This is a genomic window from Alteromonas sp. ABM1_013 (assembly GCF_056160505.1).
Window position 1 is genome coordinate 99,437 of sequence record NZ_JBSWXH010000005.1, and the last position, 26,268, is coordinate 125,704.

Here is a 26,268-nt window from a genome sequence, read left to right on the forward strand (position 1 = left end):
ACTTCCTCTTATTTAAATTTTTCGGGGTTAATTGGGCGTTTTTTAAGAAACGCATCAAACGCTTCTTGGGCTGCGGTTGTGCCCAACGCTTCCAAAAATATATCAAACTCTTCGTTCATTTGTTGATTTGTTCGCTCCCCGTCACCTTTTAATAGAGCTTTAGTCTGTCTAAGCGAGAACGAAGGCTTGGCGACAAGTTTGTCTACCGTAGTTTGAACGGTTTGATCCATTTCGTGTGCGTCAATAATTTTTGTCAGAATACCAAATTGATAAGCATCGGCAGACGTAAAGGGTTCACCTAGCATCAACCATTCTGCCGCTTTGATATGACCCGCAACCTTAGGCAAAAGATAACTTGATGCATACTCGGGAACAAGCCCTAAGTTGATGAACGGTAGAACAAATCGGGTATCTGGTGTGGCGTATACAAAATCGCAGTGAAGTAAAAGCGTTGTGCCTATGCCCACTGCTAATCCGTGAACTTGTGCAATAACCGGTAAGTGACAGGCGGCTAGTGCACGCATAAATGCTGCAGTCTCTGGCACTTGGGCATGATCTTGTTGCTGTGCGAAGTCTCCAATATCATTTCCTGCAGTAAAACAATCACCGGCCCCTTTTATCACCACCACTTTCGTTGAGCCATCGTTCTTAACACCTAATATGGCATTCGCCATTTCTTGGTACATATCGCGCGTTAACGCATTTTTCTTGTCAGTCCGGTTGAGCGTAATGGTTAAGCACTGCTGATTATTTTCGGTAATGATGTAAGACATAATCACTCCTTTACTGTCGTCTTTTTTATTTCGGGTGTACTTCAGTTTTCACCCAGTAGGCAATTTCTGTATCATAGCCAGCAAATTCGAAATTCAAAAATAACTAACACTGATGATGTCACTGCCGTTTTCGCTTAAGTATAGCGCGGGTCCCCTTTTTATTGCGCTATGCTCCGTTGTCGCGTTTTTCTTTGAGCCTATGTCTGGCAATTATTTGGCTTACGATAGGTATGCCATTCAAGGTTTAGAAACTTGGCGCATAGTCACCGGTAATATTGTGCATACCAATGGCTACCACCTACTTTTAAATTTAGCAGGTCTGGCGCTGTTGTGGGCGCTACACGGCGAACATTATCGCATTGGTTTGTACTTAAAAGTTTTTGTATGGTGCTGCTTGGGGACTAGTGTTGGGCTTTACTTGTTTTCACCCGATCTTATTTGGTACGCAGGTTTGTCTGGTGCGTTACACGGTATTTTCGCATGGGGCACCTGTGTTGATATAAAAGAGAAAATGAAGTCGGGTTGGTTGTTGCTTATTGGCTTAGCCATAAAAGTAGGTTACGAACAAATAGACGGTAGCAGCGAACAAGTCGCAAACCTAATTGACGCAAAAGTTGCCGTAGATGCGCATTTATTCGGCGCGCTTACCGGTATCGCAATCTTTCTACTTATGTTTATTACGGCGAAAAGAAAATAGAAACTCGAGCAATATAGCATCACTCTTATTGCGCACCTTGAGTCGTGAAATAGATAAAATACGCTTTAGTAAGAGAATTACGATATTAAAAAAGGCCCGAATTCGTTGAGTTTGGGCCTTTTTAGTAAGCTTTTATCCGTCTTAAATAGCTATCGCGCTGTGAGCAACTCAGTGGCTCTTGATCACTGGGTTGCACTCGCATTTCTGCCTATAAGTTTTCTTCGAATAGCTTGTAGATACGGCGGTATTCATCAAGCCAAGAGCTTGGCTGCACAAAGCCATGTGGCTCTACCGGATAAATAGCCGTTTCAAAATCTTCTTTCTCAAGCTCGATAAGACGCTGTACCAATCGCACGGTGTCGTGGAAAAACACATTGTCATCAACCATTGGCGCATTGATAAGTAATGGCTTTTCTAGCCCATCTGCGAAATAAATTGGCGAGCTACGCTCAAAAGCGATGGGATCGATATCAGGCGTATTCAGTATATTTGCCGTGTATGGCGTGTTGTAATGCGCCCAATCGGTCACCGGGCGAAGCGCTGCACCTGCCGCAAATAGATCTGGCGCGGTAAACATAGACATAAAGGTTAAGAAGCCGCCGTATGAACCGCCGTATGTGCCAATACGCTCACGATCTACATTTGCATTTTCAACAAGCCAGTTAACACCATCACGCAAATCTTGCACTTCAGGCGTACCCATTTGGCGATAAATAGCCGTTCGCCAATCACGTCCGTAGCCAGCACTAGCGCGATAGTCCATATCTAGTACGACATAGCCTTGCTGTACGAGCATGCTATGGAACATGTATTCTCTGAAGTAACCAGACCATCCCATGTGGGCGTTTTGCAAGTAGCCTGCACCGTGATTAAACACTACCGCTTTATTTGGTGCCGTCTTGTCGTAATTTTCCGGTAAATATACTCGTGCGTAAATAGGTGCATCGGTATGCGACGATTCAATAGCAACGATGTTAGGCACCGCCCATGGAAGTGCATTAAAATCTGCACTGGTGCTTTGCGTGATTTGCTTTGCCGCTGTTGCTTCGTTTGCTGGCTTAATGTAAAGCTCTTGTGGCTGATTCACCTTGCTATGGCTTAGCAGCAAATGTTCACCATCAGGGCTAAGTGAATAGTCTGTCATACCATTCAAATCAGTCATGGTATCGATGGTATTGTCACTTAAATCTGCACGATAAACTTCGTAAAGCCCCGGGTGCTCCATGTTGGCTTTAAAGTAGATATAATTGTCATCGCTAGAAAGCGTTAAGTCATCAACAATAAAACGGCCGCTGGTTAGCGCGACAGGTTTCTCGCCTGGCTTTTGAACGTATAGGTGAGAGTAACCAGTATGCTCAGACTGATAGTAAAGTGTTTCGCTGTCATTTAGCCAATCAAATGCGTTGAAACGGTAGTTTACCCACGCATCGTCATGAAGCCTATGTTGGTTTTCTAGCGTTTTATTCGCTAAGTCGACCGTTGCAATCCAGCGGTCTTTGTTGTCCCACGCTTCTAGCATAACGGCAACAGCGTTACCGTTTTTGTGCCAGCGAATCGAAGGCTTAGTCCAATACCAGCTTTGCAGTAAGGTAATGTCGCGGGGCAAACGGTTCACTTCATAAGTTGTGCCTTTCGCTTTTGCGTTCTCTGCTTTAACGTCTGCAAGTACGTCGTCATTGTAACCAGGCAGATTGAAGTATTTAAGTTCGCTTTTCTCGCCAGTTTTAATATTTAGCAGCCAAAGTGTGTGATTTACCGATTCTGCATCAGCCACACGTTGGCGTACTGGTTTCGCGGCGATACGGCTGTCTTCTTGGATATAATGCGGCATGATGTCGCTGTCATCACGAGTCGGCTTACTTTCCGTGGTGGCGACTACTGCAAAGTTACCCGCAGGTGATACGCTAATACCCGCTAGCCGATGCGACTTATCAAAGTAAAACGGCGTAGGTGCTACACTGCTGTTTTCTTTAGCTAACGCTTTTTGAGCGTCGTCTTTTTCTTGCCTATTTTTGCGCTGCAGCTTGATGTATTCCACCAGCGACTGTTGCTGATCGGCAATATAATCTTTAGGCGGCTCAACCGATTTGGGTTCGTCGCTAAACTCCCAGCTCAACAATTCTTCGCGGGTGCCGTTAGATAGGTCTATAGCAATGAATTTGTTACCGCTTAACGCCATTAAACGGCCATCAGTCATAAATGAAAGTGTTGATAACGCATTACCGCCACGAGCGATACGCACGGTTTCACCGTTGGTAAACTGCACATAAACACTGTCTTCAAATGAATAAGCAATAACTCCGTCATCTCTTACTACACGTTCGTCAAAACGGTATTTGTGCAAATCGGACAATGGTGCTTTTACAGCATTTGTAGGGTTAGAAAGCTCTGCAATATAGACATCTGTCAGTGCACTATCTTGTCTTTCCTTTTCAAAAACAATTTTATCGCCATTCACCGACCACCCCATACCTTCAGGTAGCGCGCCCATCCATTGGGGATCTGACATTATTTGCTTTAAAGTAATTTCACCTTTTTGCACGCTGTTCTGGGGCGCTACAGCTGGTGTAACGGTTTGCTGAACTGTGGCAGCCGGAAGCGATGCAGAGGTTGTTTGGCTAGAGGGTTCGTTAGTGGTGCTTGCACATCCGCCCAACGCAAAGGTAACGCTAGCTGCGATGAGTAAAGAAGAGTATTTTTTCATTATTTTAAGTCGTTGTTATGTAAAAATCGTTAACATTATACGCAGAGCCATAGCTAAAGCGCTAACGTTCATCGAGTGTGATAGTGAACCAAACGTAAACCATTGCCGTTTATGGTCTTGGAATAAGGTCTGATGATCTTCAACAAAATAACAAAAATTAACTGATGAGGTAAAACACGATGAAAGAAAAAGGTATTGTACCGGCGCTTCTTGCGCTCAGCTTTTTCACATCTGCCAGCTTTGCGAACGAGTGCCCTAGCGTACTTAAGTTTATGAAACGTAAGCTTAACTCGCAAGAAACGGTAAATTTGTGCAGTGAATATGGGGGAAAGACACTACTTGTCGTTAACACTGCCAGCTATTGCGGTTTCACGCCACAATTTGAAGGATTAGAAGCGCTATACAGCGACTATAAAGATAAGGACTTTGTCGTACTAGGTTTCCCTTCACACGACTTCAACCAAGAAGACAGCGATGAGGGCAAAACGGCAGAGCTATGTGAATTAACCTATGGCGTGAAGTTTCCGATGTTCGAACCAGTATCGGTAAAAGGTGACGACGCAGATCCTATGTATAGAATGCTTAAAACCGCTACCGGGAAAGCACCCTCTTGGAATTTCAATAAATACTTAATTGATAGCACGGGTAAACAAATCACTCATTACCCAAGCTCAACTAAACCTACTGATCCTGCCTTCATTGCCGATGTAGAAGCACTCATTAAAGGTGAATAGGTATTTAATTATTTATTCTTGTTCATTTGAAAGCATAGCCGTAAAAGCTCTGCACATAAAAAAGCCCCGCCTAACAGGCGGGGCAATCAAGCACACTCAACTTGGAACACACTTTTAGCTGAAAACATACTTCCTACGTTTTAGCTAACTGCATTAATTTAGTGTGTTTAGTTGTTGGTTAGTTCAATAATTTTTTCACTTGCTTCAGCAAAAGCCTTGTTTGCTTGCTCTTCGCCCATGTTAAGTCCTTCAGCATAAACGAATTTTATATCGCTAATACCTATGAAATTTAAAAAGTGTTTTAAGTATGGCGTCTGTGTATCGAAGTCAGACCCAGCATATACACCACCGCGAGCAGCAAAAACCGTGGCTGATTTATTTTCTAGCAAACCGACAGGACCTGTCTCGGTATACTTAAATGTTATGCCCGATCGTGCAATACGGTCGAAATAGGCTTTCAAGCTCGATGGAATACCAAAATTGTACATTGGAACTGCCAATACAATTTCATCAGCCGCTTTCACTGCTTCAACAATATCGTCAGAGACTTTTGCCAATGCCTGCTGTGATTCATTTCGCTCAGATGCTTCGGTCATACACGCCTGCATCTCTTCACCTGTTAGGTGAGGAAGCGCCAGCGAGGCTACATCAACACGATTAATACGTACTGAGTCATCACTTTCAATTTTTGAAAGGTATTCGTTTGCAATTTTTGAAGAATTACCTTGTTCGCCACTAAGGCTGGAAAATATAGCTAAAACTGTTTTCATGCCGCACTCCAATATGTGTTGTTTAGGTGGTACACAATCATATTAGCGGAATAAGTTAGGATGAGAATCTCAAAAAAATGAGGTAACTGTTCTAGTTTATCGAACGAAATTTGAAAAACTAGACTGCCTTGTAAATTATTTGAAAACATTACATTACGTTAATGTTGCAAGGAGGATGATCTTCTCTTATTTGCCTCGCGTAATCGAGTTTGCCACAACACAATTAAGAGGATACAAAAAATGAGAAGGACCAAAGCGCTCCTTGCATGTTCAATCTTACCACTATTTTTAATCGGCTGCTCTGACGATGACGACGATGTCGTACAAGAGCCCACACCCGCCCCAGAATACGCAAACGTTCGAGTTGTTCACGCAGCATCAGACGCACCAATGGTAAACATTACTGCTAATGACGCCATACTCAACGATCTTGAAAGCGTTGATTACCAAGTCGCTTCATCGCGTTTTGAGGTGGAAACAGGTACATACGATATTGGTGTTACAGGTATTCTTCCAGGTGAAAACGCTGAAGTGCTGCAAGCTGACGTTACTTTAGAAGCTGACGTGAACTACGATTTTTTTGCCGTGGGTAATGTTGGCGATGAAACATTATCGCTTTTAACTGTGACCAGTATGGAAACCGCGGTTGATGCTGGTAACGCTCAAGTACAGATTGTACATGCAGCGTCTATGGCCCCAACGGTTGATATTTATGTTACAGCACCAGACACAGAAATCACCGCCGAGCAGCCGCTTGTTACTGCCGAATTTACCGACGCAACAGATTTGATTCAAGTACCTGCGGGCGATTATCAAATCCGCATTACACCGGCAGGTGATACAACGGTTGTATACGACTCGGGTACGGTTAACTTAGCTGACGGTGCTGATTTGCTTATCGCTGCCACTAATAACGTAGGTACAGGTGACTCACCAGTAACATTACTGGCAGCAGACGGTGACAGCAGTTTCAAAATTTGGGATTCAGAGGCAGGTGCCGAAATTCGCGTAGTACATGGTATTAGCGACGCGCCAGCGGTGGACGTTATTGCCAATAACGAGATTGTGCTAGTAGACGGCATTCAGTTCCCACGCACCACCGATTACCTGTCTGTTGCTGCGGGTGATTACTTAATTGATGTTGTAGCCGATAGTGACAACAGTATTGTGGCTGTTGACGATGCAGAATTGACACTAGAAGTAGGTATGTCTTATACCGCTATCGCAAATAACGTTTTAGCCGCGCCAGAACTTGATGTACTTGTTGATATGCCTCGCTCAGTCGCGACAGAAGCGAAAGTGCGCATTGTACATGCTTCACCTTCAGCAGGTAACGTAGACATTTACGTAACCGCAGATGGTGAAATTGGTGCGGTGGACCCAGCGTTTGCTGATATTGCCTTTGAGACTGGTGAGCTTGTTGAAACAGGTTACGTAAGTTTGGCGGAAGGTGACTACGTAGTGACGGTTACGCCTACTGGTACCAAAACAGCGGCAATTGAAACAGACGTCTTATCATTAGAAAACGGCGAAATTTACACGGCAATTGCACTAGACGGCGCAATGGAAGGTGATTTACCTCAATTAGCATTACTTGATGGCCTAGCACCACCTCCACCTGCTTTTAACGCTGACATGACTTACAACGTTAATTTAAGTGGCTCACAAGAAGTGCCTGCTGTTGATACCATGTCAACCGCAACAGCAGTCGTTGAGATTGACGAAGACTTGCCTGCATTTAGTGTAAGCGTTGACGTTTCAGGCCTAACTGACGTTACGGGTGTACACGTACACGATGGCGGCATCGGCATGAATGGGCCAGTTGCCTTCCCACTAACTGATGCTGGCAATGGTACGTATGTTCTAGCTGAAACTAATATTTCACCTAGCAACTTAGACGCACTTACCAGCGGTGAGTGGTATTTAAATGTTCACACTACCGCTAACCCTAATGGTGAAGTGCGCGGTCAAATTGTACCCGACACAACTGCGGTAGTAACCTTCTCACTAAGCGGCAGCCAAGAGGTGCCAGCGGTTGACACCATGGCAATGGGGTCTGGCTATGCTCTTTTCGATACCACGGACAACAACGTTTCTCTTGTGGCGGTAACCACTATTGAAAACGCGACTATGGCGCACATTCATACCGGGTTTGCTGGTGAAAATGGGGACGTACTTGTAGGACTTGTGGAAAGTGAAAGCACTGCTGGTGTTTGGATGACAGACGGAAGCATAGCGCTAGATGAAGCCACAGCTACGCTATTACTATCAGGAGGCCACTATGTAAACGTACATACAGCAGCCAATACTGGTGGCGAAATTCGAGGTCAGATCACGCCTGACAACATTGAAGTGTACGGCATCATTGCCAACGGCCTACAAGAAGTGCCTGCAGTAACTACTACAGCAAGCGGCGCTGGTGCATTTACTTTGAATACATCAACAGGTGCACTGTCAGGAAGCGTAACTATAACTGGTATGACAGCCAACATGGCTCACATTCATGAGGGTGAAATGGGCGTAAATGGAGATGTTCTAATCGGACTTACTGCCGGTACCAGCGGTATGTGGTCTGTACCAGCTAATACTACGTTAACCAATGAGCAAATGGGCGTGATGGCAGACGGAGGTCTTTACACTAACTTCCACTCAGATGCATTCCCAAGCGGTGAAATTCGTGGACAAATTACGCTAGGTTTTGACTAACAGGGTCCGGTCACACGTATTGCTTTAAGTATATTGAAGGCAATTAGTATAAAATAAAAAAGGGGCGAAAGCCCCTTTTTCTTTACTCTAACTCAGCAAAACATTGCCTAGATCGTGTTTAGCGCTGCTTCAAAATCCGCAATAAGATCCTGAGTGTCTTCAATACCTACCGAAATACGTAGCATGGTATCGGAAATACCCATAAGTTCACGTTCTTCTGCCGTGTTCTCGAAATAAATAGTAGGTGCTACAGGTAGTGCGAGGGTACGATTATCGCCTAAGTGTGTGGCGCAGATTACCAGCTCCATCTCGTTTAAAAACGCAACAGGGTCAGCACCATCAATTAGATCAAAACTCAAAATTGCACCGTAGCCACCGTTAAGGTATTCCCGTGCCATAAAATGCTGTGGATGGTCGGCAAGACCTGGATAAAACACTTTAGAGACTTTCGGGTGATTATCTAGAAAGGTTGCTAGCTGCATCGCGTTGTGTTGGCTTCGAGATAAACGCAAATCTAAGGTTTCCATGCCTAAAGCGATAGCCGTGGCTGATTGAGGTGCCAATGTAGCGCCTAAATCACGAAGGCCTTTCTTTTTGATTTGAGTAATGCCCCACTGTGCTGTATCCGCAACCTGATAAGCAGGCTTGAGGTTGTCAAACTTTGTCCAGTCAAAGTTGCCAGTGTCGACTACTGCGCCGCCTAATACGTTGCCGTGACCTGCTATATATTTGGTTAATGAGCAAAACACCAATGATGCCTTAACATCTTTTGCGTAGAAAACAGGTGGCGGCGTCATAGTGTTATCAACCATAAACAGCATTTGCTTTTCTTCACAGAATTGACCAATGGCATGAAGATCAGCAACCTGAGTTACAGGGTTTGCCACGGTTTCCGTATAGACACCTTTCGTGTTTGGCTGATACGCCTCTTTAACTTGTTGAATGTCGGTCACATCTGTGTAGGTAACCTGCACACCGAAGTCTTTAATTGTTTCAAAAAAGCTTCTTGTGTTGCCGAAAAGGTATTGGCTTACGATTAAATGATCGCCCGCCTTTAACAAGGCAAATAAAGAACTGCTTATAGCCGCCATACCGGTTGAGTAGCATAACGTACCTACACCGCCTTCTAAGTCATTCAGCATATTTTGTAATGCAGCCACCGAAGGCGAAGAAGAACGAGAGTAAACGTGAGCTGCGCGCTTGCCTTGAAACGCATCTATGATGCCTTGCGCATCTTTAAACTCAAAAAGAACCGAATTAGATGTGCTGCTGTGAACACCACCATGTTCTGGGGTGTTTAGCATGCGATCAGAATGTACCTGACGGGTTGTGAATCCCAATTTTGTCACGGGTGAAGCTCCGGAATTAAATGTTTGCGAACTAGCCAAATACGCACCGTATGCGTCTGTGTAAGACAGGTGCGTACATACCACTTACAAAAATGGTTATGGCTTTATAATGCAGTTTTTAGGATATTTTGCGCAAACATTATCATAAAACGTATAAATAGTTTGCATTTGTTCATCTATATTAGTCACTTTCTGAATAATTGGCCCCAATACAATTCTTTTTCTAGCGTAGTCCAAACCTATGACTTGAACAGGAATTTCAGCTTGTTGTGCAATATGCATAAACCCCATTTTCCATGGATAAATGGGGCTACGAGTACCTTCTGGCGCTAAGGCAAGAATAAGCTGATCAGCCTCTTTAATTTTATTTGCAATAGAGGTGACCACGCCGTGGGCTTTACTTCTTTCAATGGGAATGCCCCCTAGCCTCCTTACAATGGCACCCAAGGGTGGCTTAAAGATGGTGTGTTTACCAAAAAAGTTAATATTCAGCTTGAATGAAAAAACCACGAATAAGCCAATAAAAAAGTCCCAGTTTGATGTATGCGGTGCTACCGCTAATATGGCTTTTTTCTGATTAATCAGTTCGCCTTCTACTTGCCAGCCTCTTTTTGTGAGCACCCATGCGGCAAACGACGACAGCCAGTTTGGCCACTTACGAGGAATACTGCTCCCTACGACGACTTTACTGGCTAATTTAGAGTGGTTATTAGAATGCGAGGGTTTTGTCATTATTATTATGCTCTGCTTTTTGTTCTATATTGGGTTTTATTTAAGATTTGGTTTGGCAATTTATATACTGGTGAGCTATATCACATGGCATTATTGGCAGTTTGCTTTCAATACTTCATTTACCTTCGTGCTTTCTTTTTCTGTTTTGTACCCGCATATTCCTTTATTACGTAACACACTATACTGCACGTAACACATCATACTGCGCGTACATTAACGAAGAGTAATCAAAACAGAAATGTAACGCAATTGTTAACAGAAGCAATTCAGCGATGTGCGGTGGACAAGTTAAGAAAAGGACACTAGTACGCTATGTGTATTTTATTTATCGCAAACAAGATGCGAGATGATTACCCTCTTATAATTGCGGCGAATCGAGACGAGTTTTACGCAAGACCAACTGCACCTTCAACATTTTGGGAAAGCCACCCGCACTTGCTTGCGGGGCAGGATTTAGAAGCTGACGGCACCTGGATGGGTGTTACGCGTAACGGAAAAATTGCAGCGCTTACCAATGTGAGGGACCCACACAACGTCAATAAAAATGCAGTATCCCGCGGGGAATTGGTTGCTAATTGGTTAAAACAGAACCCAACCAACGACGAATATGCCGCACAGTCGGCATATTTAGCTACGCTTGAAGAAACTCGTCACCAGTACAACGGATATAACTTACTATTTGGTGATGTAAATGCACTTCGCGTTTACAACAACGTAAACAATTCGACCCACTCAATTGATACCGGTGTATATGGGTTGTCAAATGCTGATATTGCTACTCCTTGGCCAAAAGTCACTCAAGGCGTTACTGCCTTAAATGACTATGTGCAGCATCAAAGCACAATCAATAATGACGATTTATTTGATATTTTACGCCACGAAAATAAAGCAGAGGATGCCCTGCTACCCGACACGGGGATAGGTTATGAATGGGAAAAGGCGTTATCTTCCATTTTCATTCAAACCGAAAAATACGGCACGCGTACATCTACTCTGGTATTGGTTGATAAAAACAATACGCTCACTTGGAAGGAACGTCGGTTCTCAGACAAAGGAAAAGCATTGGAAACTCGTGCCTTTTCTTTTTCAATTTAAGGTATTTTTGAAATGAAACTTTCGTTTACGCTTTATAAAGCAGATTAATTGAAATATTTTCAACCTTTAGGGGTCGTTTTTTCTACCATCGGTGGCATAATGCCTGCCTGCTAATTATTGCACACCAACGTAACGTGAGGACATATCGTGTTTGAAGTATTACCCCATCTCGCCCCAGATCCAATTCTTGGCCTGTCAGCTGCTTTTCGTGAAGACACCAACCCAAATAAAATCGATTTAGGTGTTGGCGTATATAAAGATGAGCAAGGTAATACACCTATTCTTTCAAGTGTCGCAAAAGCGCAAAAAGTGCTTTTAGGCAAAGAAACCAGCAAAACCTACATTACGCCTCAGGGCAACCAAGGTTTTATCGACGGTATGTTGTCTTTGCTTTTAGGTAAGAATAGCCCTGTACTTCTTGCTGACCGCGTTGCAGCGGTTCAAGCACCAGGTGGTTGTGGCGCGCTGCGTATTCTTTCAGAGTTGCTAGTGCGTTGTAATGAAAATGGCAAAGTATGGGTAAGTGACCCAACATGGGCTAACCATATTCCACTTATCGGCTCTGCGGGCCTTAAAATTGAAACCTACCCGTACTTCGATAAAGCATCAGCGAGCATTCGTTTTGATGCTATGATGGAAACCCTTCGCAAAACTGAAAAAGGCGATATCGTTCTTCTTCACGGCTGTTGTCACAACCCAACAGGTGCAGATCTTACTAATGCACAATGGGATGAAGTACTAGAAGTAGCGAAAGAGCGTGAGTTCTTGCCTTTCATCGACGTAGCTTACCTTGGCTTTGGTGAAGGCTTAGACGAAGATGCTTACGGCATGCGTTTGTTAGTTGAAAATCTTCCAGAAGTAATTGTGGCGGCGTCTTGCTCTAAAAACTTCGGTCTTTATCGTGAGCGTGTTGGTCTAGCAGCTATTATTACTGAAGATTCAGCAACCCGTAAAATTGCACAGGGTCAAATTCAGTCTATTGCTCGTGGCATCTACTCAATGCCGCCAAGCTACGGCGGTGCACTAGTAGACATCATTCTTTCTGACGAAGCACTTAATAACGAGTGGGTATCTGAAGTGAACGAAATGCGCGACCGCATGAAGTCTCTACGTGCCATGCTTGTTCAAAACCTTCACGATAATGGCTCACCAAAAGACTTTAGCTTCGTGAACGACCAAAAAGGTATGTTCTCATTCTTGTGTATCACACCTGAGCAAGTGCGCGAAGTACGTGAAAAGCATAGCGTTTACTTTGTAGATTCTAGTCGCGTAAACATTGCGGGCATCAATCAAGAAAACGTGGAAACACTAGCGAAAGCATTGGTGTCAGTACTTTAATCGCTAACTACCGATCTTCTAATTCTAAAGGCAGAGTTTGATACTCTGCCTTTTTTGTTTTCGTTCGAATTATTTGCCTTTCGTCTTTCCTAATTCTGCGATAAAAGCGCCTTTCTCTGCCTTCATTGGCAGTTTGTCACACTTCCTAACAAATTTGCGCTGTGCGCTATACGCTTTTTTATAGGGCACACAGAGTATTCTAGTTACACTGTAACAATGTTGACGTAAACGTTAACTTGGTATGTATTAAGTTTGATTTATAACAATGAGATAGACGACAAGAACAAGGATCACCGATGTCTAAAGTAAGTGTATTTTGTATTTCGGCTGCGTTGATTGGCGCGGCAATGCAGGTTAACGCTAAGGAAGGTATGTTCACGCCAGAACAGCTCCCTTCAATTGCAGACGATTTAAAAGAAACCGGTTTGGCAATTCCTGCCAGGAGCATTAACGATTTAACCGCCTTTCCTATGGGCGCTATTGTTTCACTTGGTGGGTGTTCAGCATCCTTTGTGTCTGACAAAGGCTTAGCAGTAACCAATCATCACTGCGCACGCGGTTCAGTGCAATACAACAGCACCCCAGAAAACAACTACTTAAAAGACGGCTTTTTAGCGAAGGAAATTGGTGATGAACTACCCGCAGCACCGGGTACACGCATGTTCGTTACGGTCGATTTTTCTGACGTAACCGACAAAGTTATTGGCGGTATCGGTGATGATGTTCAAGGGCGTGAACGCTACGACCTCATTGAAGCAAATCGCAAAGCCTTAATTGCAGAATGTGAATCTGAAGCAGGATTCCGCTGTTCTGTTCCTTCGTTTTTCCAAGGCCTTGAGTATAAGCTTATTAAGCAAATGGAAATCCGTGACGTGCGTATTGCCTATGCGCCTGCTGACTCTATCGGTAAATACGGCGGTGATGTAGATAACTGGATGTGGCCTCGTCACACTGGTGATTGTTCTTTCTATCGTGCTTATGTTGGCAAAGACGGCAAACCAGCTGATTACAGTGAAGACAACGTACCATTTAAACCAGACCATTTCTTAAAAGTTTCAGCTGCTGGCCTTGAAGACGGCGACTTTGTAATGGCGGCGGGTTACCCGGGCTCAACCAATCGTTATGCCCGTTTGTCGCAAGTCTCTTACACATTTGATTGGTTATATCCAACCTACCTTGAACTGGTGGGTGAATGGATCAAAACCATTGAAAATGCGTCTGAAGAAGGCAGTGATGCGCGCATTAAGTATGAAGCAACGCTAGCGGGCTTAAACAACTTTCACAAAAACACCTTGGGGCAGCTTTCTGGCGCCAAACGTGTTGGACTCGTTCCCCGTCGCGCAGAACGTGAAGAGCAGCTGGCAGCATGGCTTGATAAAAACGGTAAGAGTGAAATGAAGCAAGCACTTGCCGATCTTGATGCGGTTAGCGCTGAACAAATGCAAATGAACAAGCAAAACTTCTGGTACAACAACCTAAGTCGCGCGCAGCTTTTATCCTCTGCCCAAAACCTCTATCGCAATGCTATTGAGAGAGAAAAGCCAGATGCCGAGCGTGAGCGTGGGTATCAAGAGCGTGATCAAATACGCATTAAAGAAGGCGTAGAACGCATTGAGCGCCGTTTTGATGCGGTTGTTGATCAAGCTGTGTGGCAAAAGATGATCAGCATGTACCTAGAGCAGCCTGAAGAAAACCGCGTTGCGGCTTTCGATAAAGCAGTAGGCATTGATGGTGATACTGACGGAAAAACACTTCAGAAGAAGTTAAAAGCGTTTTACGACAATACTTCACTTACAAGCACTGAGGAACGTTTAAAATGGTTAACCGCAAGCCGTGCTGATTTTGAAAACAGCAATGACCCATTCATTAAGCTGGCAGTTGCACTTTTCGATACCGAAATGGCAATCGAAGATGAAAGCAAAACGCTAAGCGGTAAAGCTGCTGCACTTCGTCCTAAATACATGAGTGCTATTATTGAGTGGCAAAAATCTTTAGGCAGCCTTGCTTACCCAGATGCAAACAGCACGCTTCGTGTGACTTACGGTAATGTGATGGGCGGTTCGCCAAAAGATGGCCTTATCTACGAACCCTTCACTCGTCTTGAAGGCATTACGGAAAAAGATACCGGCGAAACACCGTTTGATTCACCGAAAAAGCAGCTTGAGCTTATTAAAGACAAGCAGTACGGTCCGTACAAACTTGAAGACATCAATAGCGTGCCGGTTAACTTCCTTACGGATTTAGATTCTACAGGTGGAAACTCAGGCTCTGCAACGCTTAACGCAAAAGCAGAACTAATCGGGTTGTTGTTTGACGGTACATTTGAAAGCGTTAACTCAGATTGGGACTTTGACCCGAAAACAACCCGTACCATCCATGTAGATAGCCGCTACATGCTATGGGTAATGGAATACGTTGACGGTGCAACAAACCTCATCGAAGAAATGACCATCGTAAAATAGCGACAACCCCAATACTTTCCGATGCAATGGAGAACGTTATGAGAATACTAGTAAGGCTTGTGAGTATCGCCGTGGCTGCATATGCATGCTACGCGGGCGCTACAACAGGAGAATGGAAAGCATCTATCGCTATTATTGCTCTGTGTACATTGGTGTTTTTAGTATCGTTTGCCACAAAGACTAGCAGCAGCAAGTCCGGTTCCCACGGAGACAGTAGCGCTGCCATTTACACGCCAAGTATCAGTTCAAGTTCAAGCTCATCTTGCAGCAGTGATGGCGGCGGCGGTGGCGACTGCTAAAGTTAATGGGGTCAGAGTACTTTTTTCAGTACATAAAGTACTCTGACCCCATATTTTGAGTGTTGCATGCTGTAGAAATGTACTCTGACCCCAATATTTTATTTGAGGTTGCGGAGGCCTTGGGTTAGGAGGCGGTCTAGCGCATTGGCAAAGTTTTGTTTGTCGCGCTGGGAGAACGCCTTTGGACCGCCTGTGTGTTCGCCACTTGAACGCATGGTGTCCATGAAGTCTCGCATACCTAAAATCTGCTTGATAGACGACTTGTCGTATTCTTCACCACGGTTATTCACTGCTAACGCATTTTTTGCCAATACATCAGCGGCCAATGGAATGTCGTTGGTAATCACTAAATCACCGGCTTCGCACTTTTCTACAATGTAATCGTCAGCAGCATCGAAGCCAGAAGGCACTTGCGTTAAAGTGATGTGCTTGTCTGGTGGTACAGACATAGAATGGTTAGCCACCAAAGACAAAGGCAGCTTGGTACGTCTGGCTGCCTTAAAAAGAATGTCTTTGATCACTGCAGGGCACGCGTCGGCGTCAACCCATATATGCATGGTCGTATCTCGTAATTGAAACTAATTACGCTAGCATACCACCATCTACTACCACTGTCGTGCCTGTCGTGTAGCTTGATGCATCTGAAACTAAGTATAGTACTGTGCCCGCCATTTCGTCTGGGTCGGCTACGCGACCTAACGGTATTACTTTAAGCGCGTGCTTTAATATTTGCTCGTTGGTTGTTAATGCCGAGGCAAATTTAGTGTCGGTCAAACCTGGCAGTAATGCGTTTACGCGAATGTTTAAGCTACCGCACTCTTTTGCGAACGATTTAGTCATGCTAATAACGGCTGCTTTAGTAATAGAGTAAATACCCTGCATATCGCCCGGCGTTACGCCATTTACTGAAGCGGTATTGAGTATGACGCCACCGCCCTGCTCTTTCATCATTTTGCCCGCTTCAATCGACATGAAGAAATAGCCACGAATGTTTACATCTACAGTTTTGTTATAAGCGCCTAAGTCAGTATCTAAAATATGACCAAAATAAGGATTTGCCGCCGCGTTGTTTACCAGAATATCCAGCTTGCCGAAATCACGTTTAATGACATCAAATGCTTCGGTAATTTGCTCCATCTCACCTACGTGGCACGCCAGCGCTGTGGCTTTACCACCTGCGTCGCGAATTGAAGAAGCAACCGCTTCACAGCCGTCAATTTTGCGGCTTGATACAATAACGTGGGCGCCATATTGAGCCAGCAACCGAGCAATAGATTCGCCGATACCGCGACTAGCACCTGTAACCAGTGCAACTTTTCCTGTTAAATCAAATAGGTTGTTCATCAAACATTCCTTCTCTTGCCGTTTTTACGCAAACTACGTATCTCAGTGTCCTATCTACGATAGCTGCATTTGTCGTGTAATAAGTCTTTTAAAGGCTTTAAAAATACGCTCCCCCAAAAGCTTATCGCTGTATCTTCATCACACTTGGCACTCATGCCAACATACCGCCGTCAAGTACCACAGACTGCCCCGTCATAAATGACGATTCGTCACTACAAAGCCATGCTATAGCATTTGCAATTTCTTCAGGCTTACCCAAGCGTTTCATTGGGTTGGCTGCAATTAACCCTTTTTGACCGCGTTCATCTAATTTAGATAAAACGCCTTGAACCATAGGCGTATCAACAAAGCTCGGGCATACCGCGTTGATACGAATATTCGCTCGCGCGTACTCCACCGCTGCCGATTTTGTCAGCCCTATTACTCCGTGCTTAGACGCACTATAAGCACTTATCATCGGCGCTGAACGTAAACCCGCTACGGAGGCGATATTAATAATGTGACCGCCACCGGTTACTGTCATGTGCTTCAGTGCGTTTTTCATGCAGTACCACACACCAGCTAAGTTGACCTGAATGTTTTTCATAAACATCGCGTCGTCGACTTCGGTAAGTGGCGCAGGAAAATGGTCGATACCCGCGTTGTTTATGATCACATCTATCTTTTCAAGATGAGAAAGGGCCGTTTCGAACATCGCCTTAACCTGAGCAGGGTCGGTAACATCAACCGCCACTGCATAGGCTTTACCACCTGATGCAATAATTTCTTCAGCCAGTGTTTTGGCGTTCTCTTCGTTTAGATCGGCAATACCTACTATTGCACCACGTGCACTTAAAACGCGAGCTGACGCGGCACCAATACCTGACCCGCCACCAGTAATAAGAATATGTTTACCTTCAACATTTGCAGCTACATTCATTAGCTGTACTCCAGTTTAATTTGCGTACGCTGCATTTTCTCCAATGCCAATTGCGCACATAGTAATGATATAAATTTAGAAATAGCTTGCCTTAACGTTGTTGCAAGATGCTTCTCGTGACGTCAGTACTTCTATATCGCGACTTACTAGCGGTAGTTCCCAATTTAAAAAATACTCTGCTGCGGCAAGCTTTCCTTCGTAGAAGTCAACATCCTGTTCGCCAGCACCCTTGCTTAACGCTTGCTCGGCAACGTTAGCTTGGCGCAGCCAAATCCAGCTCACTACACAGCTTGAAAAGATATTTAAGAAGCAGCTAGCATTGGTTAACAACACAGACTGTTTGTCAGAACGCAAATCTGCAGCAGCTTGTTGTATAAGTGCGCCAAGCTGGTCCAAGTAAGGTTTTAATTTTGCTGCCAGCGCCTGTGCTCTTGGGGTTTCTGCTCGCTTCAAATCGCGCGTGACACGAGAAAGTAGCACTTGCAAACCTTTACCGTCGTGCTGCCACAGCTTTCTTCCTAGCAGGTCTAACGCCTGAATGCCGTTAGTACCCTCGTGAATTGGGTTTAGGCGGTTATCGCGCCAGCACTGTTCTACCGGGTATTCGCGGGTGTAGCCAGCACCACCTAAAATTTGAATAGCTAAGTCGTTAGCTTTAGGGCCAAACTCTGATGGCCACGCCTTAAACACAGGGGTTAATAGATCGAGAAGCTGAGAAAGTTCGGTACGTTTTTCACTGTCTGCTTCGGTTTCCATTTCATCAATTAACATGCTGCCGTATAAGCAAAGGGACATACCGCCTTCGCAGTAAGCCTTTTGCGCCAAGAGCATACGACGGACATCACCATGATTAATAATAGGGGTTGGATCGTCTTCAGGAGCTAAATTCGGGGCGGCGCGCCCTTGTGTACGGTCTTTAGCATATTCTAGTGAATAGCGATAACCGCGATACCCAATCATTGCCGCACCGTAGCCCACACCAATGCGCGCTTCGTTCATCATCATGAACATATAGCGCAAACCTTGATGGGCTTCTCCGATTAGGTAGCCGTGGCAATCGCCATTTTCACCAAAGGTCAATGCAGTTGAAGTGGTACCTCTATAGCCCATTTTATGAATAAGGCCGGCAAGAGTTACATCATTGCGTACATCTGGGTTACCGTCAGCATCAAGTCGGTACTTAGGTACGGCAAATAGTGAAATGCCTTTAACACCAGCCGGACCGCCAGGAATTTTTGCTAGTACCAAATGAACAATATTATCGGAAAGCTCATGTTCACCGCCTGAGATATAGATTTTACTACCTTTTATGCGGTACGTACCGTCGTCCTGAGGCTTCGCAGAGGTGCGAATATCGGCAAGGGACGAACCCGCATGAGGCTCTGTAAGCGCCATTGTTCCAGTGAAGTCACCTGCTAGCATTTTTGATAGAAAAGCGCTTTTGATATCGTCTGAGGCAAAATGCTTTATAACGTTGGCAGCAGCCGCTGTTAAAAAGGGATAAGCGGTAGACGACGGATTTGCCGCTAAAAAGTAGCCCGCACAGGCATTCATTACGGTGACGGGAAGCTGCATGCCACCATCTTCAAAGTCGAAATGACCCGCAATAAAGCCCGACTCTCTGTAGGTATCGAAAGCGACTTTTACTTCGTCGATCATAGATACTTTGGTGCCATCAAACGTAGGCTCATTTTTGTCAGCTACTGCGTTATGAGGAAGAAACAGCTCTTCTGCCATCTTTTCTGCCATATCTATAACGGCGTTAAAGGTTTCAACATTGTGTTCTTCAAAACGTGGCTTTTCGCACAGTACTGCTGTGTTCAATACCTCGTACAGCTGAAATTGCATTTCACGGCGTGGAATAAGTTGGTCGGCCATGTTGTTCTGTCCCCTACGAATAATTGTTAACGCATTGTGTCATATTCGTTATCATGCCATTATTGTCATTTATGACACAATAATGGCCAATACCGCCAACAATCACTGTATTTTATTTTGTTTTATAAATTTAATTATTTTTATGAATAGCGCTAAATTCACTGTTACCGTTCTCGGTTTCGATCAAGCCTTGGCATCTGCCATTACAGGTGCACTTGATGTATTTGCGTTTGCTGGTATTAGTTGGCAGCGAATTCACAATTTGCCCACTGCACCACAATTTAAAGTTCAACTGGCGAGTCATCATGGGCAGTCTATTCTCTGCTCTAATCAAGTTGTGCTGCAGCCGAATATTGCTATTGAAGATGTATCTCACACCGATGTTTTGCTTATTCCAACTATCGGTGGTGATATTGATGAGGTACTGAATGATACACAGCCGCTGCTGGTTCATATAAAACGCCTTCAAAAAATGGGAGCGGATATAGCAGCTAATTGCACCGGTAACTTTTTATTAGCGCAGACGGGTTTACTTAACGATAAAACCGCTACGACTCACTGGGGTTACGCCGATAAATTCGAAACCATGTTTCCGAGCGTAAACCTGCAGCCAGAAAAAATGGTGACAGAGGACGACTCCGTCTATTGCGCGGGCGGCGGTATGGCATGGATTGACCTGTCGATCCTCTTAATAGAGCGTTACTGTGGTCACCAAATTGCCAGCGATACTGCAAAGTCTCATGTGTTGGATGTGTCCAGAACCAGCCAAACAGTGTATGCAAGTAGTCGTCAACGACGATTCCACAACGACAAAGTTATTAAAGCGGTCCAATCTTTTTTGGAACGAAACTTACAAAGCAAATGTACGCTTCATGATCTAGCATTGCGGCACAATATGACAGAACGTACATTGATACGACGTTTCAAAAGTGCTTGCGACACCACGCCCGGCCAGTATTTACAATCGCTGCGAATTGAACATGCAAGGAAACTACTCGAGACATCCAGCATGCCGCTAGAGCAATTGATCAATTCGGTAGGCTATGAAGACCTGAGTTCTTTCACTCGGTTGTTTAAAAAGAATACGGGGCTGTCGCCTTCTCAATATCGAACAAAGTTCAAGCGCGCGTGAGGACGCCTAAATCGCTTTGCAAACAAGCACCAAAAAATGTCATTTTCCCTAATGATTGCTCTAAGACCGTGCATCACACTTTTCAGGCCACATTAGCAGTACCTAATATTGTGCACTTTCGACTAACTCACACCTTTTTTTGCACAAATATGAAGTTTTTATTTAAAAGTTTGTGTAAAATGCAACGCCAAGCATAGATTGTTAATTTTTGTGCTAAAAACACTACAAAAGTATAATTTATAAATCATCTTGGTGGAAACATGAGAACACACAAAATCGCCACGCTAGCGTTAGCCGTTAGTGCTGCGTTCAGCTCTTCAGTTCTTGCACAAGAGGCCGCATCGACAGAAAAAAAAGAAGCCTCACTTGAACAGATTACCGTAACTGCGCAAAAGCGTACTCAATCAATACAGGAAGTACCTATTTCTGTTGCGACATTAAGCGGTGAAAAATTCGAAAGCCTTTTCTCAGGCGGTGAAGATATTCTTGCTTTAGCGGTTCGCGTACCGGGTCTTTATGCTGAGTCATCAAATGGTCGTGTTGCACCGCGTTTTTATATTCGTGGTCTAGGTAACACCGACTTCGACCTTGCTGCATCACAACCTGTTTCTATTATCATGGACGAAGTGGTAATGGAAAACGTGGTACTTAAAAGCTTCCCGCTTTTCGACGTTCAGCAAGTTGAAGTACTTCGTGGTCCACAAGGTACTCTTTTCGGTCGAAACACCACAGCAGGTATCATTAAATTTGATACCGTAAAGCCTACACAAGATGTTGAAGGTTACGCGAAAGCTGGCTTTGGCTCTTACGGTACTATGAATTTTGAAGGCGCAATTAGCGGTGGTCTTACTGACGAGCTTTCTGCGCGTTTATCATTGCTATCACAAGAACGCGATGACTACATTGATAATGCCTTCACAGGTGAAAACGATGCAATCGGTGGCTACGACGAAAAAGCCTACCGTCTACAGCTTCTTTGGGAGCCATCAGCTGACTTCTCTGCCCTACTAAACGTACACGGCCGCGAGCTTGAAGGCACAGCGTCTATTTTCCGCGCGAACGTATTTACTAAAGGCAGCAACGAGCTTAACGAAAACTACGACCGCGAAACCGTATACTACGATGGTGATCTAGAAGGCGATGGTATTGATAACAACCCACAAGAATACGACGGTTTTGGTGCTTCACTTAAACTAGAGTACGACATGGATGAGGTTACCTTCACGTCAATCTCAGCGATTGAGACTGCTGAGGGTTCAAGCTTAGGCGACGTTGATGGTGGCTACTTCATCGATACTAATTTCGACGGTGTTGCTGAAGAAACAGGCCCAGGCTTTATTCCTTTCTCTGCGGTAACGCAAGATAACCTAAATGACCTAGAGCAATACACCCAAGAATTCAGATTTGCTAGCAACACGCGCGATGCTTTGAACTGGCAGCTAGGTGCGTTCTACTATGACGCATCATTTAACGTTACCAGCATCGACGGGTTCTTTGGTGCAACAACCGTATTCCACGAAAACCAAACGTGGGCAGTATTCGGTCAGACGTCTTATCAAGTTAACGAAAAACTAAACGTTACGGGAGGTATTCGTTACACCCACGACTCTAAAAGTTTAGTAGTCGGCGACCAAAACGTTGACGGTTTTGCTCTAGTAATTGGCGCAGCTCAAGTTCAAGACTATGACGATATTGACGTAGATGACGGTCAAACTAGCTTTGAATTAAGTGCAAACTATCGCGTTACTGATGATATGTCTGTTTTTGCTCGCTACGCTAATGGCTTCCGTGCTCAAACAATTCAAGGCCGCGACGTTGCATTCGAAGGCTCGCCTTCAGTTGCAGATGCAGAAACGATCAACTCATTTGAACTTGGTATTAAGTCTGACTTATTTGATGATTCATTGCGTCTAAACGCTGCTGCATTCTACTATACCGTTGATGACATGCAGTTCTCAGCTATTGGTGGTGGCAACAACTTTACTGCCCTTGTAAACGCAGACAAAGGTGAAGCGTACGGTTTTGAAGTAGACGCGCAATGGCTAGCGACTGATGAGCTTACGTTTACAGCAGGCTACAGCTACAACCACACTGAAATCAAAGATGATTCTCTGACTGTTTCACCGTGTGGGACAAGTGCTGCTGATGGATTTACCGGTAACTGTACAGTAACAGACCCTCGTCCAGACGGTTTTGTTGCCTCTATCGACGGCAACCCATTCCCTCAGGCACCAGAGTCTATCTTTAACTTCACAGCACGCTACACCATCCCTATGGGTGATGATGGCGAATTCTTCGTATTTACTGATTGGGCGTTCCAAGGTGAAACCAACATCTTCCTATACGAAGCGGTTGAGTTCACTACTGACGACAATTTTGAAGGCGGTCTACGCATTGGTTACGAAAACTTCGCGCACAACTACACTGTAGCGCTATTTGGTCGTAACATTACTGATGAAGACAATGTTAAGGGTGCAATCGACTTTAACAACCTAACAGGTATCGTAAACGAGCCACGCGTTTGGGGTGTTGAGTTTAAGTACACTTACTACTAAACCAAGATAAGTAGCTACTTTATTTACAGTAGCTACATTATTTATCAAAAGCGGTGACGTTGAAAAACGGCACCGCTTTTTTTATGTCTTTTATGCCGCCATGTGAACGTCTGAGGTCGGCGCCTGCACTAACTGCTGTAGTTTTCTACACACCTGCACCCAGCGAGCGACTTTTTGATAGTAGACTTGCTCTATCAATTGCCCTTTTTCATCAAACAAAAAGCTCGCTAACTTCCCTTTATTTGCGGGCATATAAAAATGGTGCACGGTAAATTGCTTTGATAAAGGAGCGTGTGCCACTTTTTGATACATACAAAAAGGCAGTGCGTTTGCGCGCTCATCGCCACCGGTTAGGCGAGTACGGCGTTGAAACGTGTCTGCACCTAAATCAGCCATAATGCCGTGTTTTGAAATAAGTTGATCAACCGCTTTAATGCCTGTTTGCATAATTTTCTCCTAAAGGTTGTTCGAAGTAGCCCAACCGAATAAGACTCAAAATAAACCATACTGATATTTATACAGTATATGGTCATTTGTTTAAAATGCAAACAAAAAAGCCGCTTTTTACAGCGGCTTGTTTTCTTTCGAAATAATGAGAAGTTAATTAAGCGCCGATTCTAAAAACGCCCACTGGTCTGCATACCCCTCAATTCTCATCCACGTTGGCGTGCCTGCGCCGTGACCCGCACGGGTTTCTACACGAAGAAGTACTGGGTTATCACATCCTTGATCTGCCTGTAATTGCGCCGCGAACTTATAGCTATGCCACGGTACTACTCTGTCGTCGTGATCACCTGTAGTGACTAATGTAGCCGGGTAGCACGTGCCCGGCTTGGTGTTGTGAAGTGGCGAATAAGCATAAAGCGCTTCAAATTCGTCTTTGTTTTCACTTAACCCGTAATCAGAGGACCATGCTCGCGCATTTGCACTAGGTGTGTGATAGCGAAGCATATCTAACACGCCAACTGCAGGTAAGGCTGCAGAGAAGAGATCCGGACGCTGTGTTAAGGTCGCACCAACAAGCAAACCGCCATTCGAGCCACCTTGAATACCCATTTTATCAGGCGTGGTGTAGCCACTTTCAACCAAATACTCGCCCGCTGCGATAAAGTCATCAAATACGTTTTGCTTATCTAACTTAGTCCCAGCCTTGTGCCATTGTTGCCCATACTCACCACCACCACGTAAGTTAGCTATGGCCAGTACATTGCCCTGCTCTACCCAAACCATGCGTGACACTGAATACCGTGGAAGCAGTGAGATATTAAAACCACCATAACCGTACAATAGGGTTTTGTTGTTTCCGTCTAGCTTCAAGCCTTTCTTGTGCACAATAAACATGGGAACTTTAGTGCCGTCTTTACTGGTATAAAACACCTGCTTGGTTTCATAGTCGTCGTAGTTAATACCCGTGTCGATAGTTTTAAATAGTGATGACTCACCGCTTTCAACATCATAGGCATAGACCTGACCCGGGTTAGTAAACCCAGTAAGTTTATAAAAAGTGGTACCTGCATTTTTACCGCCATAGAAACCGCTCACGCTCCCGATATCGGAAAACGCAATCTCATCGACTTTTTTGCCGCTTAAATCAAATACACTCACCTGCCCTTTAACGTCTTTTAGATACTGAGCAAAAAGCTTTTCACCTAAAAGTGACACGCTGGACAAGGTATCAGGTGTACTTTCAATTACGGTTTCCGTTGCTTTAACGCCACCATCGAAATCAACCTTAATAACCTTACCTGTTGGCGCGCCTGCAGTAGACTTAAAAAATAGCGCATCTTTGTGTTCGCCAATTAGATCGTATCGCCCATCCCATTGGTCGAAAACGGCAACAAGCTCACTGTTTTCTTTTTCAAGAGATTTAGCGTAGACACCGTTAGCCTGGTACCCCTCGAAAACGGATATAAGCAAAGTATTTCCGTCTTGCACAACTGATGGGTACGGGTTCCAAGTGGGTTTATTTTCAAATGCAAAGACCTTTTTATCTGCACTTTGTTCTGTACCTATCGCGTGAAAATAGATAGATACAGTTTGGCTATCATCGTATTTACCCGCCTCATTTTTTGGATAACGAGAATAGAAAAAACCACTTTCATCGGGAAGCCATGCAATATTTGAAAACTTAATGCCCTCAATGGTATCGGTTAAGTCTGTTTTACTGTTGGTGTTACGAACGTGGATGGTCTTCCAGTCGGTGCCGCCGTCTGACAGCATATAGGCAAGATAAGACGCTTTAGGGCTGAGTTCAGTCGACGCCATTGACACGGTGCCGTCGTCACTCAACGTATTCGGATCAATAAGTACTTCAGGTTCACCGTTCACGCCGTCGGCCATATAAAGTACATACTGATTTTGTAGGCCGTCGTTATAAGAATAAAACAACTTGCCGTTCACCATATAAGGTGTCGAATACTTTTCATAATCCCACAGCGCGGTTAAACGCTCTTTATAAAGCTCTCTAGAGGGTAAATTCGCTAGATAAGGACGAGCCAAAGTGTTTTGCGAATCGACCCAAGCTTTAACTTCTTCGCTCTTTTCGTCTTCTAACCAACGATAGGGGTCGCTTACCATAGTGCCGTGATAGTTATCTTGTTGCGCAACGGTTTTGGTTGATGGATAGCCATGAACTTTCGGCATAGCAAGGCTTTGGGTTTTATTTTCAACCAATTTAGTATCGGCGGTATTTGAACTTGTGCAGGCAAAAGTTAAGCCTGCAGATGCTGCAACCACCGCAGCGTATATTAGCTTTTTCTTCATGTTTTATTCCTTAAAAGA

At 44.5% G+C, this 26,268-nt stretch carries 20 protein-coding genes; 9 read left to right on the top strand and 11 right to left on the bottom strand.

The annotated features are described in order from the left end of the window. Positions 1 to 8: 8 nt before the first annotated feature. Positions 9 to 773, bottom strand: coding sequence for an enoyl-CoA hydratase (locus tag ACXAGK_RS15205; RefSeq protein ID WP_474856866.1), 765 nt, complete (start codon positions 771 to 773; stop codon positions 9 to 11). Positions 774 to 885: 112 nt separating this feature from the next. Between ACXAGK_RS15205 and rrtA the strand changes: the two genes are divergently transcribed. Next, a complete protein-coding gene (gene rrtA, locus ACXAGK_RS15210; RefSeq protein WP_474856867.1) occupies positions 886 to 1,470 on the top strand; it encodes a rhombosortase in 585 nt (194 codons plus the stop codon). A 208-nt stretch (positions 1,471 to 1,678) separates the two neighbouring features. On the opposite strand, the gene ACXAGK_RS15215 is transcribed toward rrtA, so the two are convergent. Then, positions 1,679 to 4,174 carry a prolyl oligopeptidase family serine peptidase gene (locus ACXAGK_RS15215; RefSeq protein ID WP_474856868.1) on the bottom strand — a complete coding sequence of 832 codons (2,496 nt, stop codon included), beginning with the start codon at positions 4,172 to 4,174 and terminating at the stop codon, positions 1,679 to 1,681. A gap of 179 nt (positions 4,175 to 4,353) precedes the next feature. Between ACXAGK_RS15215 and ACXAGK_RS15220 the strand changes: the two genes are divergently transcribed. Next, positions 4,354 to 4,908 (top strand): glutathione peroxidase, encoded by a 555-nt coding sequence (locus ACXAGK_RS15220; protein WP_474856869.1) that lies wholly within the window; start codon positions 4,354 to 4,356, stop codon positions 4,906 to 4,908. A 167-nt stretch (positions 4,909 to 5,075) separates the two neighbouring features. Here ACXAGK_RS15220 and ACXAGK_RS15225 read toward each other — a convergent pair whose 3' ends face one another. Then, positions 5,076 to 5,678 carry an FMN-dependent NADH-azoreductase gene (locus ACXAGK_RS15225; RefSeq protein ID WP_474856870.1) on the bottom strand — a complete coding sequence of 201 codons (603 nt, stop codon included), beginning with the start codon at positions 5,676 to 5,678 and terminating at the stop codon, positions 5,076 to 5,078. Positions 5,679 to 5,918: 240 nt separating this feature from the next. On the opposite strand from ACXAGK_RS15225, the gene ACXAGK_RS15230 reads away from it, so the two are divergent. Then, entirely contained in the window at positions 5,919 to 8,384 is a 2,466-nt protein-coding gene (locus ACXAGK_RS15230; protein WP_474856871.1) for a CHRD domain-containing protein, read from the top strand. Positions 8,385 to 8,491: 107 nt separating this feature from the next. On the opposite strand, the gene ACXAGK_RS15235 is transcribed toward ACXAGK_RS15230, so the two are convergent. Beyond that, positions 8,492 to 9,733 carry a cystathionine gamma-synthase family protein gene (locus tag ACXAGK_RS15235; protein WP_474856872.1) on the bottom strand — a complete coding sequence of 414 codons (1,242 nt, stop codon included), beginning with the start codon at positions 9,731 to 9,733 and terminating at the stop codon, positions 8,492 to 8,494. A 96-nt stretch (positions 9,734 to 9,829) separates the two neighbouring features. Beyond that, complete coding sequence (locus ACXAGK_RS15240; protein WP_474806422.1) at positions 9,830 to 10,465, bottom strand: 1-acyl-sn-glycerol-3-phosphate acyltransferase; 636 nt, start codon at positions 10,463 to 10,465, stop codon at positions 9,830 to 9,832. A 312-nt stretch (positions 10,466 to 10,777) separates the two neighbouring features. On the opposite strand from ACXAGK_RS15240, the gene ACXAGK_RS15245 reads away from it, so the two are divergent. The 4 genes from ACXAGK_RS15245 (at position 10,778) to ACXAGK_RS15260 (ending at position 15,659) form a co-directional block, all read left to right on the top strand. Continuing rightward, entirely contained in the window at positions 10,778 to 11,560 is a 783-nt protein-coding gene (locus ACXAGK_RS15245) for an NRDE family protein (protein WP_474856873.1), read from the top strand. A gap of 147 nt (positions 11,561 to 11,707) precedes the next feature. Beyond that, on the top strand, positions 11,708 to 12,898 hold the full coding sequence (locus tag ACXAGK_RS15250) for an amino acid aminotransferase (RefSeq protein ID WP_474856874.1): 1,191 nt from the start codon (positions 11,708 to 11,710) through the stop codon (positions 12,896 to 12,898). Between the two features lie 296 nt (positions 12,899 to 13,194). Next, positions 13,195 to 15,360 (top strand): S46 family peptidase, encoded by a 2,166-nt coding sequence (locus ACXAGK_RS15255; RefSeq protein ID WP_474856875.1) that lies wholly within the window; start codon positions 13,195 to 13,197, stop codon positions 15,358 to 15,360. Between the two features lie 38 nt (positions 15,361 to 15,398). Next, the gene (locus ACXAGK_RS15260) at positions 15,399 to 15,659 is read left to right on the top strand and encodes a hypothetical protein (protein WP_474856876.1); all 261 of its coding nucleotides are present in this window, start codon (positions 15,399 to 15,401) and stop codon (positions 15,657 to 15,659) included. Positions 15,660 to 15,757: 98 nt separating this feature from the next. Here ACXAGK_RS15260 and ACXAGK_RS15265 read toward each other — a convergent pair whose 3' ends face one another. The 4 genes from ACXAGK_RS15265 to ACXAGK_RS15280 form a co-directional block, all read right to left on the bottom strand. Beyond that, complete coding sequence (locus ACXAGK_RS15265) at positions 15,758 to 16,216, bottom strand: YaiI/YqxD family protein (RefSeq protein WP_474856877.1); 459 nt, start codon at positions 16,214 to 16,216, stop codon at positions 15,758 to 15,760. Positions 16,217 to 16,241: 25 nt separating this feature from the next. After that, on the bottom strand, positions 16,242 to 17,003 hold the full coding sequence (locus tag ACXAGK_RS15270) for an SDR family oxidoreductase (RefSeq protein ID WP_474856878.1): 762 nt from the start codon (positions 17,001 to 17,003) through the stop codon (positions 16,242 to 16,244). A 151-nt stretch (positions 17,004 to 17,154) separates the two neighbouring features. After that, positions 17,155 to 17,922, bottom strand: a complete 768-nt coding sequence (locus ACXAGK_RS15275) for an SDR family NAD(P)-dependent oxidoreductase (RefSeq protein WP_474856879.1) — start codon at positions 17,920 to 17,922, stop codon at positions 17,155 to 17,157. A gap of 75 nt (positions 17,923 to 17,997) precedes the next feature. Then, a complete protein-coding gene (locus ACXAGK_RS15280) occupies positions 17,998 to 19,800 on the bottom strand; it encodes an acyl-CoA dehydrogenase (protein ID WP_474856880.1) in 1,803 nt (600 codons plus the stop codon). 142 nt (positions 19,801 to 19,942) lie between these two features. Here ACXAGK_RS15280 and ACXAGK_RS15285 point away from each other — a divergent pair, with 142 nt between their 5' ends. Next, on the top strand, positions 19,943 to 20,932 hold the full coding sequence (locus tag ACXAGK_RS15285; RefSeq protein ID WP_474856881.1) for a GlxA family transcriptional regulator: 990 nt from the start codon (positions 19,943 to 19,945) through the stop codon (positions 20,930 to 20,932). A gap of 260 nt (positions 20,933 to 21,192) precedes the next feature. Beyond that, positions 21,193 to 23,487, top strand: a complete 2,295-nt coding sequence (locus ACXAGK_RS15290; protein ID WP_474856882.1) for a TonB-dependent receptor — start codon at positions 21,193 to 21,195, stop codon at positions 23,485 to 23,487. A 90-nt stretch (positions 23,488 to 23,577) separates the two neighbouring features. On the opposite strand, the gene ACXAGK_RS15295 is transcribed toward ACXAGK_RS15290, so the two are convergent. Further along, entirely contained in the window at positions 23,578 to 23,934 is a 357-nt protein-coding gene (locus tag ACXAGK_RS15295; RefSeq protein ID WP_474856883.1) for a hypothetical protein, read from the bottom strand. 153 nt (positions 23,935 to 24,087) lie between these two features. After that, positions 24,088 to 26,250, bottom strand: coding sequence for a prolyl oligopeptidase family serine peptidase (locus ACXAGK_RS15300; protein ID WP_474856884.1), 2,163 nt, complete (start codon positions 26,248 to 26,250; stop codon positions 24,088 to 24,090). Positions 26,251 to 26,268: the final 18 nt, after the last annotated feature.